At 60.6% G+C, this 12,536-nt stretch carries 12 protein-coding genes; 5 read left to right on the top strand and 7 right to left on the bottom strand.

From position 1 onward, the window contains the following. Nucleotides 1–3: 3 nt before the first annotated feature. Both mupP and AB4N92_RS20165 read left to right on the top strand, forming a co-directional pair. Complete coding sequence (mupP, locus tag AB4N92_RS20170) at nucleotides 4–675, top strand: N-acetylmuramic acid 6-phosphate phosphatase MupP (protein ID WP_187517181.1); 672 nt, start codon at nucleotides 4–6, stop codon at nucleotides 673–675. 177 nt (nucleotides 676–852) lie between these two features. Further along, nucleotides 853–1,593 carry a YciK family oxidoreductase gene (locus AB4N92_RS20165; RefSeq protein WP_010211973.1) on the top strand — a complete coding sequence of 247 codons (741 nt, stop codon included), beginning with the start codon at nucleotides 853–855 and terminating at the stop codon, nucleotides 1,591–1,593. 137 nt (nucleotides 1,594–1,730) lie between these two features. Here AB4N92_RS20165 and AB4N92_RS20160 read toward each other — a convergent pair whose 3' ends face one another. From AB4N92_RS20160 to AB4N92_RS20135, 6 genes are read right to left on the bottom strand one after another with little or no spacing between them, the layout of a single operon-like run. Then, entirely contained in the window at nucleotides 1,731–3,245 is a 1,515-nt protein-coding gene (locus AB4N92_RS20160; protein WP_042570759.1) for an ABC transporter substrate-binding protein, read from the bottom strand. A 32-nt stretch (nucleotides 3,246–3,277) separates the two neighbouring features. Further along, the gene (locus AB4N92_RS20155; RefSeq protein WP_042570758.1) at nucleotides 3,278–4,249 is read right to left on the bottom strand and encodes an ABC transporter ATP-binding protein; all 972 of its coding nucleotides are present in this window, start codon (nucleotides 4,247–4,249) and stop codon (nucleotides 3,278–3,280) included. Continuing rightward, nucleotides 4,246–5,202: an ABC transporter ATP-binding protein gene (locus AB4N92_RS20150; RefSeq protein ID WP_236267342.1), complete on the bottom strand. Its 957-nt coding sequence runs from the start codon at nucleotides 5,200–5,202 to the stop codon at nucleotides 4,246–4,248. Before AB4N92_RS20150 ends, AB4N92_RS20155 begins: the two co-directional genes overlap by 4 nt. Then, nucleotides 5,199–6,056, bottom strand: a complete 858-nt coding sequence (locus tag AB4N92_RS20145) for an ABC transporter permease (RefSeq protein ID WP_021490954.1) — start codon at nucleotides 6,054–6,056, stop codon at nucleotides 5,199–5,201. The genes AB4N92_RS20150 and AB4N92_RS20145 overlap by 4 nt, the downstream gene beginning before the upstream one ends. Then, on the bottom strand, nucleotides 6,053–7,000 hold the full coding sequence (locus AB4N92_RS20140; protein WP_010211982.1) for an ABC transporter permease: 948 nt from the start codon (nucleotides 6,998–7,000) through the stop codon (nucleotides 6,053–6,055). The genes AB4N92_RS20145 and AB4N92_RS20140 overlap by 4 nt, the downstream gene beginning before the upstream one ends. Nucleotides 7,001–7,003: 3 nt before the next feature. Further along, nucleotides 7,004–7,891 (bottom strand): proline iminopeptidase-family hydrolase, encoded by an 888-nt coding sequence (locus AB4N92_RS20135; RefSeq protein WP_010211983.1) that lies wholly within the window; start codon nucleotides 7,889–7,891, stop codon nucleotides 7,004–7,006. Nucleotides 7,892–8,074: 183 nt separating this feature from the next. Between AB4N92_RS20135 and AB4N92_RS20130 the strand changes: the two genes are divergently transcribed. Then, nucleotides 8,075–8,839, top strand: a complete 765-nt coding sequence (locus AB4N92_RS20130) for a LuxR family transcriptional regulator (RefSeq protein WP_010211985.1) — start codon at nucleotides 8,075–8,077, stop codon at nucleotides 8,837–8,839. Nucleotides 8,840–8,930: 91 nt separating this feature from the next. After that, entirely contained in the window at nucleotides 8,931–9,863 is a 933-nt protein-coding gene (locus AB4N92_RS20125) for a proline iminopeptidase-family hydrolase (RefSeq protein ID WP_010211986.1), read from the top strand. A 97-nt stretch (nucleotides 9,864–9,960) separates the two neighbouring features. Here the strand turns inward: AB4N92_RS20125 and AB4N92_RS20120 are convergent, their stop codons facing one another. After that, entirely contained in the window at nucleotides 9,961–11,463 is a 1,503-nt protein-coding gene (locus AB4N92_RS20120; RefSeq protein WP_460128033.1) for a nucleobase:cation symporter-2 family protein, read from the bottom strand. A gap of 158 nt (nucleotides 11,464–11,621) precedes the next feature. Between AB4N92_RS20120 and AB4N92_RS20115 the strand changes: the two genes are divergently transcribed. Further along, the gene (locus AB4N92_RS20115) at nucleotides 11,622–12,455 is read left to right on the top strand and encodes a hypothetical protein (protein ID WP_010211988.1); all 834 of its coding nucleotides are present in this window, start codon (nucleotides 11,622–11,624) and stop codon (nucleotides 12,453–12,455) included. Nucleotides 12,456–12,536: the final 81 nt, after the last annotated feature.

The raw sequence follows: 12,536 nt of genomic DNA, 5'->3' as shown, positions 1-12,536 counted from the left end.
CCTGTGAAGTTGCGAGCGGTTCTCTTCGACATGGACGGTACCCTGCTGGATACCGCGCCGGACTTTATCGCCATCTGCCAGGCCATGCGCGCCGACCGCGACCTGGCGCCGATCAACCCCCAGCACATCCGCGATGAAATCTCCGGCGGTGCGCGGGCGATGGTGGCCGTGACCTTCTCGATGGACCCGGAATCTCCAGGCTTTGAAGAACTGCGCCAGGAATTCCTCGAACGCTACCTTGTGGGCTGCGCGGTCCACAGCAAACTGTTCGACGGCATGGCCGAGCTGCTGGAGGACATCGAGAAGTCCAAGCTGATCTGGGGCGTGGTGACCAACAAGCCACTGCGCTTTGCCGAGCCGATCATGCAGCAACTGGGCCTGGCCGAGCGCTCGGCGCTGCTGATCTGCCCGGATCACGTGAAGAACAGCAAGCCGGACCCGGAGCCGATGATCCTGGCGTGCAAGATGCTCGACCTGGACCCGGCCAGCGTGCTGTTCGTGGGTGATGACCTGCGCGATATCGAATCCGGCCGCGACGCCGGCACGCGCACTGCAGCGGTCACCTACGGCTACATCCACCCGGACGACAACCCACGCCATTGGGGCGCCGATGTGGTGGTGGATCACCCGTTGGAACTGCGCAAGGTGCTGGATAGCGCGTTGTGCAGTTGCTAATTGTTTGCCGCCCCTGCAAACACTGAGGTCAATGTGGGAGCTGGCTTGCCTGCGATAGCGCAGTGTCAGCCAGCACATATGCCAGCTTACAGACCGCTATCGCAGGCAAGCCAGCTCCCACAGGAATTGGATTCCACATTGAGAGCTGTATCACCTTGAATTTTGTCGAGGCTATTTATGTTTGATTACTCCGCACGTCCAGAACTGCTCAAAGGCCGGGTGATCCTGGTGACCGGCGCCGGTCGCGGGATCGGCGCGGCGGCGGCGAAAACCTATGCCGCCCATGGTGCCACGGTGCTGTTGCTGGGCAAGACCGAAGCCAACCTGGCCCAGGTGTATGACGAAATCGAAGCGGCGGGCCAGCCGCAACCGGTGGTGATCCCGTTCAACCTGGAGACCGCCCTGCCCCATCAGTACGATGAACTGGCCGCGATGATCGAAAAGGAATTCGGCCACCTCGACGGCCTGCTGCACAACGCCTCGATCATCGGCCCACGCACGCCGATCGAGCAATTGTCCGGCGAGAATTTCATGCGCGTGATGCACGTGAACGTCAACGCGATGTTCATGTTGACCAGCACGCTGCTGCCGCTGCTCAAGTTGTCCCAGGATGCGTCGGTGGTGTTCACTTCCAGCAGCGTCGGGCGCAAGGGTCGGGCTTACTGGGGCGCCTATGGTGTGTCGAAGTTTGCCACCGAAGGCTTGATGCAAACCCTGGCCGATGAACTGGAGGATGTGGCCGCGGTACGCGCCAACAGCATCAACCCCGGCGGCACTCGCACCAGCATGCGGGCCCAGGCGTATCCGGGGGAAAACCCGATGGAAAGGCCGGCGCCGGAAGAGATCATGCCGGTGTACCTGTACCTGATGGGGCCGGACAGTACCGGCATCAATGGGCAGGCGTTTGACGCGCAGTAACAACTGACACAACCGGAACTAAATGTGGGAGGGGGCTTGCCCCCGATTGCAGGGTGTCAGTCACTGTATCTGTGATTGACCCACCGCTATCGGGGGCAAGCCCCCTCCCACATTTGTATTGCGGTGTTCTCTGGCTCTTAGTTCTTCACCACTTCCTCAAGAGTGAAGCGCCCCAACGGGTTCTGCAGGAAGTTGCTCACGTTCTTGCGTGAGATGTTGATGTAGGGGCTGTAGTACAGGTCGATCCAGTTCACATCCTGTTTCGCCAGTTTCTGCAGTTCCACATACATCTGCTCACGCTTGACCGGGTCAGCCTCGATGCGTGCTTGCGCCACCAGTGCCTTGACCTTGTCGTTCTTGTAACGGGTCATGTAGTTCTGGTTGGTGTCGTGGCCCAGCACGAAGGTGGTCTTCTGGTCCGGGTCGAGGATGTCGTTGGTCCAGTACATCACCGAAATATCGTACTCACCGTCCACCAGCATCTGCCAGCTCTGGGTCGGGTCGACCTTTTGCAGGTTGGCAGTCACGCCGACCTTCGCCAATTGATCCTTGATGATCACCGCAATCTGCTCGTCGGCTTCGTTGCCGGCATTGACCACGTAGTTGAGCTTCAAGTCCTTGGCACCGGCCTGCTCCAGCAGCTTCTTGGCGGCGGTCGGGTCGTACGGGCGTTGCAGGTTGTTGGCGTAGTGGTACAGCGAGCCCTTTGGAATGTAGGAATAAGCCACGGTGCCTTGACCGTAAGTGGCGGTCTTCACCAGCGATTGTTTGTCGATGGCCATGTCAAGTGCCTGACGTACTTCTGGCTTGGCCAGCAGGCCATGCTCGTGGTTGATCAGCAGGTGATCTTCACGGGTGGACGGGTCGGCATGGATCACCACGTTCTTGTCTTTCTTCAGCTCTTCAACCCGCGAGAACGGTACGAAGATCGCCGTGTCCAGCTCGTTGTTCTGCACCATGCGCATGCGCGTATTGTCGTCGGTGACGGAGACCCACTCCACGCCATCCAGGCTCACGTTCTTGGCCTGCCAGAAGTTCGGGTTCTTTTTCAGGATGACGCGATCACCCTTGCGCCACTCGTCCACGGTAAACGCGCCGGAGGTCACGGGGTTTTCCGAGTAGGCGTCTTCGCCCATCTTGGTCATGGCTTTTTCCGACAGGATCGACACCGTCGGCGACGCCAGTTGCGAGAGAAAGGCCACAGCCGGGGTCTTCAGGGTGACCACCAGGGTTTTCGGATCTGACGCCTTGGCCGTGTTGATCAGGTTGAAGGGGTCTGCCCACAGCGAGGCTTTGTTGTCGCGGATGCGCAGCAGGCTGAACGCTGCATCGTCGGCGGTGATCGTCGAACCGTCGGAGAACTTCGCATCACGCAGCTTGAAGGTGTAGGTCAGGCCATCCTTGGAAATGTCCCAGCTTTCTGCCAGGCCCGGCTCCATCTTGGTGCCCAGGTTATCGACGCGCACCAGGGTGTCGTAGACGTTGGCGAAGACCCAGGTGTCGCGGTTTTGCGCGCTTTTGATCGGGTCGAACGTGGTGCTGTCCTCACGGCAGCCGATGGTCAGTACACCGGCGGCTTGCGCCAGGCCGGCAGTCAGGGACCATGCGGTCAATGTAGCGGCGGCGAGCAACTTCAAGTGGCGCGATTGCATATCACAACTCCTTGTTAATGAATGGCAGAGGGTTAAAGCAAAGGTTCTTCAAGCACGCAACTGTACCGATGCTCGTGCAGGAAATGCGTCGGCGGCAACACCACGGAACACATGGTCCGGGCATGCCGACAACGTGGGTGAAAGGCGCAGCCTGCAGGCAAGTTCAGCGGGCTCGGGGGCTCACCCGGCAAGGGCTCTGTCGGCAACGGCCGATGCGGATCGATCTCGGGAATCGCCTGGATCAACGCCGCCGTGTACGGATGGCGTGGCGCCGTGAAGACCGACTCCACCGGCCCCTCCTCAACGATCTTGCCCAGGTACATCACCGCCACGCGATCGCACAGGCGACGCACGATAGCCAGGTCATGGGCGATGAACAGGATCGCCAGGTGCATGCGCTGCTGCAGTTCCAGCAACAGATTGATGATCTGGCCCTGGATCGACACGTCCAGCGCCGCCACGCACTCGTCGGCGATGATCAGGCGCGGCTCCACCGCCAACGCCCGGGCGATGCCGACGCGCTGGCACTGACCGCCGCTGAGTGAGCCGGGTTTACGACTGGCCAACTCGGGCCGCAGGCCGACCAGGTCGAGTAGTTCATTGACGCGATCTGATATCCGCTCCGGCGCAACCTTGCGTTGCACGCGTAGTACTTCGGCAATCGTTTCGCCGATGGTATGCCGCGGGTTCAGTGCGGCGTACGGGTCCTGGAAGATCATTGCGGTTTCATGGCGCAGCCGGGTGATGTCGATGGCGCTGCCGTGGGCCATGTCGATGCCATCAAACAGCACCTGTCCGGCGCTGATCGGGTTGAGGTGCAAAATGGCGCGGCCCAAGGTGCTTTTACCGCTGCCGGATTCACCGACCAACCCGAGGGTTTCACCCGCCGCCAAGCTCAGCGATACACCGTTCACCGCCCTCACCCACTGTTTGTTCAAGCCGAACAAGCCGGTGCCGGACGCGGCGAACTTCACCTCAAGGTCCTTGATCTGCAACAGGCTCATGGCTGCGCTCCCAACGGGTAATGACAGGCGACTCGCTGGCCTTCCGGCAGCACTTCGGTGCACAAGGCCCCGACTTGCGGGCAGCGCGGGTTGAACCGGCAGCCGGCAGGCAAGGCGTCCAGCAGCGGCGGCTGCCCGGGAATCGTGCGCAGCAAAGCGTGGCCGCTGCTGTGAGCAGGTTGGCAGTCGATCAAGCCGGCGGTGTACGGGTGCTGCGGTTGCGCCAGCACATCGTATTTGCTGCCGTGCTCGCACAGGCGCCCCGCGTACATCACGGCGATGGCGTCACAGGTTTGCGCAACCACGCCAAGGTCGTGGGTAATCATGATGATCGACAGGCCACGCTGGTCGCGCAGTTCCAGCAACAGCCGCAGGATTTGCGCCTGCACCGTCACATCCAGCGCCGTGGTCGGCTCGTCAGCGATCAGCACTTTCGGGTTGCAGCCCAAGGCGACTGCGATCATCGCGCGCTGGCGCATGCCGCCGGAAAACTCTTGGGGGTAGTTGTCGACCCGCGCCTGGGGATCGGGGATGCCCACTTGGCGCAGTACCTCGATGGCCTGCAGGCGCGCGTCTTTTTTCGACGCACCTTGATGCAGGCGGATGCCCTCGGCAATCTGCTCGCCGATGCGCATCAGCGGGTCGAGGTGGCTGCTGGGGTTCTGGAAAATCATGCCCAACTGACCGCCACGCACCGCCCGCATGCCAGCGTCATCCAATGACAGCAGGTCCTGGCCGCCCAGCCGGACCGCACCGCCTTGCACGCGCAGGTTGGGCGATGGCAGCAGGCGCATCAAACCGCGACAGGCCATGGTCTTGCCCGAGCCGCTTTCCCCCACCAGCCCGAGGATCTCACCCTCGGCCAAATCGAAAGACACGCGATCGACCAAGGTCACATCACGCCCTGCGTTGTTGGCAATCACACTGAGGTCGCGCACTTGCAACAGGCTCATGAGCGATCCCCCAACACTTGCGCCACGCCATCGGCGAGCAGGCTGAACCCCATGGCCAAGGTCACGATGGCCAGCCCCGGAAAGGTGCAGATCCACCAGGCAGTGGTGATGAAGGCCTGTCCTTCGGCCACCATCGTGCCCCATTCGGCGGTCGGCGGTTGCACGCCCAGGCCCAGGTAACTCACGGCGGCGCCATTGAGCAGCACCAACACCGCGTCCGACATGGAAAACACGATGGAGCCGAACATCGCATTGGGCAGCAGGTGCCGGAACAGAATCCGCCCATGGCCAAAGCCCAGGCTTTTGGCGGCCAGGGCAAAGTCGCTTTCCTTGAGCACCAGGATCTGCGAGCGGATAAGCCGCGCGTAGGACACCCAGCCCACCAAGGCCATGGCGATGTAGAAGCTCTTCAAGCCTGGGCCGAGAATGGCCATGATCGCCAGCATCAGCACCAGGAACGGGAAGGCCAGGATCACATCGATCACACGCATGCAGACACTGTCGAAACGCCCGCCGATGTAACCGGAGACCGCGCCGATGAAGGTGCCGATCATGAACGGGAAGATCACCCCGACGATGGCTAACTGGAGGTCTATACGCGCGCCCCAGATAACCCTCGAAAGAATGTCCCTCCCGTAGTTATCGGTGCCAAATGGATGAGCAAGGCTGGGGCCGAGCAAACTGAAATCGGTGTTCTGCGCAATCGGGTCATATGGCGCGATCCACGGTGCAAACAGCGCAAGCACCAGCCATGCCAGCAGAATCAACAAACCCCACGCAGCCGTCAGCCGGCCATTGCGCAAACCAAAGCGCAGGCGCAAGCGCCAAGGGGCAATCAACGGACGACTGCTCATTGCATCTTCACTCGCGGGTCGAGGGCCACGGTCACGACGTCAGCGATGAAGTTGACGATCACCGTCGCGCAAGCCAGCACCATGGCCACGCCCTGCACCACCATGTAATCGCGGGTGAAGATCCCGCGTACCAACAATTGGCCGATGCCGGGGATGGCGAACAGGCTTTCGATCACCACCGTGCCGCTGATCAGCCAACCGATGTTCACCGCCAGCAGATTGACCGCCGGCACCAGGGAATTGGGTAGCACATGACGGCGAAACACTGCGGCTTCCAACAACCCACGCGCCCGGGCGGCGGTCACGTGGTCGGCCTGTAGTTCCATCAACATGCTCGCCCGCAAGTTGCGCACCAGCACCGCCGACAACGCCAGGGCAATCGTCAGGCATGGCAGCACCATGTGATGCGCTTTATCCAACCAGGTTCGGCCGTAACCGGATACCGGAAACAGGCCCCACTGCACACTCAGCAACAGGATCAGCATCAAGCCCAGCCAGAACGCCGGCATGCCAAGGCCAACCGTGGTGAACACGCGAATCAGGTTATCCGCCCAGCCACCCTTGTTGCGTGCGGCGAAGGTCGCCAACGGCACGGCGATCAGCAGCGCCAGCACCACACTGCCGAGCACCAGTACCAGGGTGGGTTCAATACGCGTGACGATCAGCTTGAGCGCATCGACCTTGTACAGCAGCGATTGGCCAAGGTCGCCCTTGAGCAGGTTCTTCAGAAAGTAGAAATATTGCAGCCACAACGGCTGGTCGAGGCCGTACTGGGCGCGGATTTTCAGCAAAGCGTCCGGCGTGCTGCGCGAACCCAGCAAAGCACGCGCCGGGTCGCCGGGAATCGAGCGCACCAGCACAAAGGTGATCAGGCTGATGCCAAACAGCACCGGCAGCAATTGCAGCGGCCGGTACAAGACAAAACGGTAGCGCGCCAGGTTCATCCGTCAGCCCCGATGACGCGCAAGGAAGTCCAGCAACACCGGAAAATACGCATGGGGCTCCTCATAGAAAGGCATATGGCTGCTGTTGGGGAACACGTGCAGTTCGGCGTGTCGGGCCGCCAGTTTCATGCGCATGGCGCAGGCTGGGGTGAGTTCGTCATGCTGGCCGGTGGTGATCAGGATCGGCATCTTGAAATCGGCCATCTCAGGGATGCGGTTCCAGTCCTTGAGGTTGCCGATGTAGAGGAATTCGTTGGGGCCTTGCATGGTTTCGTAGGGGCCCATGTTCCAGTCGTCAAGGGAGCGTTTGACCGGTGCGGGCCACTCGTCCAGGCGGCACACGTGACGATAGTTGAGCAAGGTGATCGCGGCCTGGTACTGCGGGTGGTCCAGGGTGCCCATGGCTTCGTGGCGTTGCATCATGGCTACCGTCTCGCTGCCAAGGGCGCCGCGCAGGCGTTCCAGCTCTTGGGACAGGTGCGGAATGTCGCCAACGGTATTTTCCAGGATCAGGCTTTTCAGCGCGTCGGGATAATGGATGGCATATTCGATACCGAGCCAGCCGCCCCAGGAATGCCCGAGCAGGTGCACGCGACCGAGATCCAGGGCCTGGCGCACGGTTTCGACTTCTTCGACATAACGGCGGATTTCCCACAGAGAAACGTCGGTGGGCCTGGCTGATGCGCCCGTGCCAAGCTGGTCGAATGCAACCACTCGCAGGTTATGGTCTTTGAGCCAGCCATGGGCGTCTCGCAAGTAGTCACACGGCAAGCCTGGCCCGCCGTTGAGGCACAACAGCACCTCATCGCCTTCGCCAAAGCTGTAAACCACGAGGTTATGGCCGTCGACTTGCACGTTGTACTGCTGGTCGGGGGCAATTTCACGCCACATGCATACATTCCTTGTCTAGTGTCGGGCTGGCAGGCAGCGGCCGTTGATCAGACCAACACTACCTAGGATGTCGTGCGGCCATAACCTAGTATTTCTTATAGGTTTAGCCTGGCAGTCCTTCGCCGGGGCGTGGCATTCTACTTGCAGCAAGTCGAGATTCAAATGAATTCGGGAGCAGAACGGATGCTGGCCAAGCTGACTGCGTTAAATCACCGTCTGATGCCGGGCAGGAGCCTGGATGAGCAGATGGACAATACGTTTATCCTCGCCCAGCAACTGGGCTTCGATGCATTGGTGTATGACTACACCCCCGTGCCGATCGATCAGGATGGCGCATTGATCACACCCTCGGTGCTCGCACTGCGCAATACGCCGCCCGACTGGCACGCCTTGTGGTGCAGCGAAGGGTTCTACCAGATCGACCCGGTGCAACATCTGGCCCTGAGTACGGTGTCACCGTTCGTATGGTCCTACGACGTCAAGGTCGATACCCCGCTGCAAAAGATCATCGATCCCTGCCATGCGCCGGTGTCGTCCTACTTGCACGACCAGGAATTGACCTGCGGCGTCAGCGTACCGATCCACCTGCCTCGGGGCGGCTTCGCGTCGCTGACCGGACTACGAACGGGCAAGGCCCGCAGCGTGCTGCAGGATGTGCAGCAGACCTTGTCGGATTTCAGCCTGATTTCCCATGCCTTGCAGGAAGCAGCCTACCCGCTGTTTAGCAAGGAACTGCGCACTTATCCGCATATCCACCTGACCAAACGCGAACGCGAGTGCCTCAAATGGGCCGCCGATGGCCTGACCGCTGCCGAAATCGCCACGCAATTGAGCCGCTCTCTGGCGGTGGTCACCTTGCACCTGGCCTCGGCGATGCACAAGCTGGGGGCCAAGAACCGCGTGCAGGCGGTGGTGCGCGCCACCCATTACCGCCTGCTAGACGACTGACCACCGGCAAAACCTAGCTGTTTTGCTAGTTACTTAAATTTCGCCCACGCATTATCGTGTCCCTGAGCCTTTTTTCAGAGCAGGGTACGAAATGGAATTCATCGAAAAAATCCGCGAAGGGTATGCGGCGTTTGGCGCCTACCAGACCTGGTACCGCGTCACCGGTGACTTGTCGAGCGGTCGCACTCCCCTGGTGGTTATCCACGGCGGCCCCGGTTGCACCCATGATTACGTTGACGCGTTCAAGGACGTCGCCGCCAGCGGCCACGCCGTGATCCACTACGACCAGTTGGGCAACGGCCGCTCTACTCATCTACCCGAAAAAGATCCGTCCTTCTGGACCGTGGGCCTGTTCCTCGAAGAACTCAACAACCTGCTGGACCACCTGCAGATCAGCGATAACTACGCGATTCTCGGCCAATCCTGGGGCGGCATGCTCGGCAGTGAACACGCGATCCTGCAGCCCAAGGGCTTGCGCGCGTTCATCCCGGCCAACTCGCCGACCTGCATGCGCACTTGGGTCAGCGAAGCCAACCGACTGCGCAAATTGTTGCCGGAAGGTGTGCATGAAACCCTGCTCAAGCACGAGGCCACCGGCACTTACCTGGACCCGGAATACCTCGCCGCCTCAAGGGTGTTTTATGACCAGCACGTGTGCCGAGTCATCCCGTGGCCGGAGGAAGTGGCGCGCACGTTCGCCGCGGTCGATTCAGACCCGACGGTGTACCACGCCATGAGCGGCCCGACCGAATTCCACGTGATAGGCAGCTTGAAAGACTGGACTTCCATTGGCCGCCTGTCGGCGATTAACGTGCCCACGCTGGTGATCTCCGGCCGACACGACGAAGCCACGCCACGGGTGGTCAAACCGTTCCTGGATGAAATCGCCGATGTGCGCTGGGCACTGTTTGAAGACTCCAGCCACATGCCCCATGTGGAGGAGCGCCAGGCGTGCATGGGCACCGTGGTGAAGTTTCTGGATGAGGTGTGTTCTGTGCATTACAAAGAACACAAGGCCGGATAGTTTCCAATGTGGGAGCTGGCTTGTCTGCGATGACGGCGGTGAATTCACCCTTGCTATCGCAGGCAAGCCAGCTCCCACACTGCGCCCCTGTTCGGCGTCAGACCTCGGTGGTCTCTGCTTTGTGCGCTTTCCTCGGCACATCCGCCACCAACGGAATCTCTCTCCCTTCGGCATCAAACAACTTGCCGCCCTTGAAGTAATCCCCATCACGCAGTTCCGACACATCTCGGAAGCACAGACTGCGCTCGGTTCCTGCCACAAACACTGACTGCTGGTCCGAATTACCGGCGGTGAAGTGGTTGAACGCCAGGTTCAACAGGATCGCCATGATCGCCGACGAGCTGATACCCGAATGGAAAATGGTCGCGAACCAGCTCGGGAAGTGATCATAGAAGCTCGGCGCCGCAATTGGGATCATGCCAAAACCGATGGAAGTGGCCACGATAATCAAGTTCATGTTGTTGCGGTAATCCACCTTCGACAGCGTGCGGATACCACTGGCCGCCACGGTGCCGAACAGCACTATCCCGGCACCGCCCAACACGGAGGTCGGCACCGCCGCGATCACCCTGCCCATGAAGGGCAGCAGCCCAAGAATCACCAGAAACAGCCCACCGGTGGCCACCACAAAGCGGCTCTTGACCCCGGTAACCGCCACCAGCCCGACGTTCTGGGCGAACGCACTCTGGGTAAACGAACCGAAGATCGGTGCAAACATGCTCGACAGCATATCGGCGCGCAGGCCGTTACCCAGGCGTTTGGAATCGACCTTGGTGTCGATGATCTCGCCCACCGCCAGGATGTCCGCCGAGGTCTCGACCAGGGTCACCATCACCACGATGCACATGGAGATGATCGCAGCAACGTGGAAGGTTGGCATGCCGAAATGGAATGGCGCTGGGAAACCGAACATCGGCCCCTGAGTCACGCCGGAGAAGTCGGCCATGCCAAGGAACACCGCAATCACCGTGCCGATAACCATCGCCAGCAGGATCGACAAGCGCGAGATGGTTGCGCTGCTGATTTTGCTCAGCAGCAACACCAGCACCAGGGTCAACGCCGCAAGGCCGATGTTGGACATGCTGCCGAAATCCGCCGCGCGACTGTTGCCGCCCATGGCCCAGCGCGCCGCAACGGGCATCAGGGTCAGGCCGATGGTCGTGATCACAATGCCAGTGACCAACGGCGGGAAAAACTTGGTGATCCGTGAAAAAACGGGGGTTATCAATAACCCGATAAACGACGCGGCCATCACCGCCCCAAGAATCGCCGGCACACCGCCGGCGCCATCACTGCCGACAATCGCCACCATGGTTGCCACGCCGGCAAACGACACGCCCTGCACCAGCGGCAATTGACAGCCAAAAAACGGTAGACCCAAGGTCTGCAGCAGCGTGGCCAGGCCGCCGGCAAACAGCGACGCAGCGATCAGCAGGCCGATATCCGCCGGGGACAACCCGGCCGCCTGGCCGACAATCAGGGGGACCGCAACGATTCCGCCGTACATCGTGAGTACATGTTGCAGACCGTAAGCCATGTTGGCGGCGACGCCGAGATTCTCATCTTCTGGCCGCTGCGGTGACGCCTTCGGGATAGTCATGGTGAGGGGTTCTCTGTTTTTGTTGTGCGGCCACTGTATGCAATGTTTGGAGTGGATGTCCATAGAGTTGTATACAATCAATCAGACAAGTTACCCTCCAACGGCGTTACAAAAACAATCCGACCGTGATGAGCCAGAACGCCAAAGGACCCATAACAATGAAAAAGGCACTACAGGGCGCCACCGTCGCGCTTACCCTTCTCGGCGGCGGGGAGGCCGTCGCAGTAGAGTGGATGAACAACAGCGTAGGATTTCGCTACGGCCAGCAGTTCACCAATCCGAATAACCCCGACGAATTCAGCAAGCGCATCTACAGCTTCACTCACGCAAGCGGCTACCAGTACGGCAGCAATTTCCTCAACCTCGATGTGTTTCTGTCCGACAGCCGCGACCCGCGCAAGGGCACCGATCATGGCGGGAGTGAGGTGTATGCGGTGTACCGCCACCAGCTGTATGCGTCGCGGGTATTCGATGTGCCGCTCGGCACCGGCCTGGTCAAGGACTACGCGCTGACGCTGGGTTTTGACGCCAACCGCAACAACAACTTCGCCTCAGCCAAAAAACGCGCGCTGGTGATCGGCCCGACGTTGAAGTTCAACACTGTCGGCGTACTCGACCTGAGCCTGATGTACTACAAGGAAAGGAACCACACCGGCATCCCCGGCGCGCAGGAGTCGAACCACACCTTCGACGACACTTACCTGCTCAACTTGACGTGGATGCGCCCATTCGAAATCGCCAACCATGCGGCGAAATTCCAGGGGTTTATCAATTACGTCGGGGAAAAAGGCGAGGACTACCACGGCCGCGACACCGCGCCGGAGGCCCTGATGCGCACCGCGCTAATGGTGGCGGTGCGACCGGGCAAAAGCGTCAAGCCGAACCTGTACCTTGGGGTGGGTTACGAGTATTGGCATAACAAGTTTGGCGTGGATGGCGGCCGGGGTAGCCGCACATCGACGCCGACGGTGAACCTGGAAGTGACGTTCTAACTGAAGAAGCCCGATCAAACCGTGGGAGCTGGCTTGCCTGCGATGCGGGCGATTGGGTGTGTCAGGTACACCGAGCCGATG

This window comes from Pseudomonas sp. S3_A09 (assembly GCF_054668065.1).
The sequence above is the reverse complement of the archived record's forward strand: the minus strand, read 5'-3'. Positions and strand labels throughout refer to the sequence as shown.

Excerpts from the sequence above, each read along its gene's own strand:
- AB4N92_RS20125 (WP_010211986.1), top strand. The coding sequence starts at position 8,931 with ATGGAATTCATCGAAAAAATCCGCGAAGGGTATGCGGCGTTTGGCGCC.
- AB4N92_RS20120 (WP_460128033.1), bottom strand. The coding sequence starts at position 11,463 with ATGACTATCCCGAAGGCGTCACCGCAGCGGCCAGAAGATGAGAATCTC.
- AB4N92_RS20145 (WP_021490954.1), bottom strand. The coding sequence starts at position 6,056 with ATGAGCAGTCGTCCGTTGATTGCCCCTTGGCGCTTGCGCCTGCGCTTT.
- AB4N92_RS20135 (WP_010211983.1), bottom strand. The coding sequence starts at position 7,891 with ATGTGGCGTGAAATTGCCCCCGACCAGCAGTACAACGTGCAAGTCGAC.
- AB4N92_RS20130 (WP_010211985.1), top strand. The coding sequence starts at position 8,075 with ATGCTGGCCAAGCTGACTGCGTTAAATCACCGTCTGATGCCGGGCAGG.
- AB4N92_RS20160 (WP_042570759.1), bottom strand. The coding sequence starts at position 3,245 with ATGCAATCGCGCCACTTGAAGTTGCTCGCCGCCGCTACATTGACCGCA.
- AB4N92_RS20165 (WP_010211973.1), top strand. The coding sequence starts at position 853 with ATGTTTGATTACTCCGCACGTCCAGAACTGCTCAAAGGCCGGGTGATC.
- AB4N92_RS20155 (WP_042570758.1), bottom strand. The coding sequence starts at position 4,249 with ATGAGCCTGTTGCAGATCAAGGACCTTGAGGTGAAGTTCGCCGCGTCC.
- AB4N92_RS20140 (WP_010211982.1), bottom strand. The coding sequence starts at position 7,000 with ATGAACCTGGCGCGCTACCGTTTTGTCTTGTACCGGCCGCTGCAATTG.
- AB4N92_RS20150 (WP_236267342.1), bottom strand. The coding sequence starts at position 5,202 with ATGAGCCTGTTGCAAGTGCGCGACCTCAGTGTGATTGCCAACAACGCA.
- AB4N92_RS20115 (WP_010211988.1), top strand. The coding sequence starts at position 11,622 with ATGAAAAAGGCACTACAGGGCGCCACCGTCGCGCTTACCCTTCTCGGC.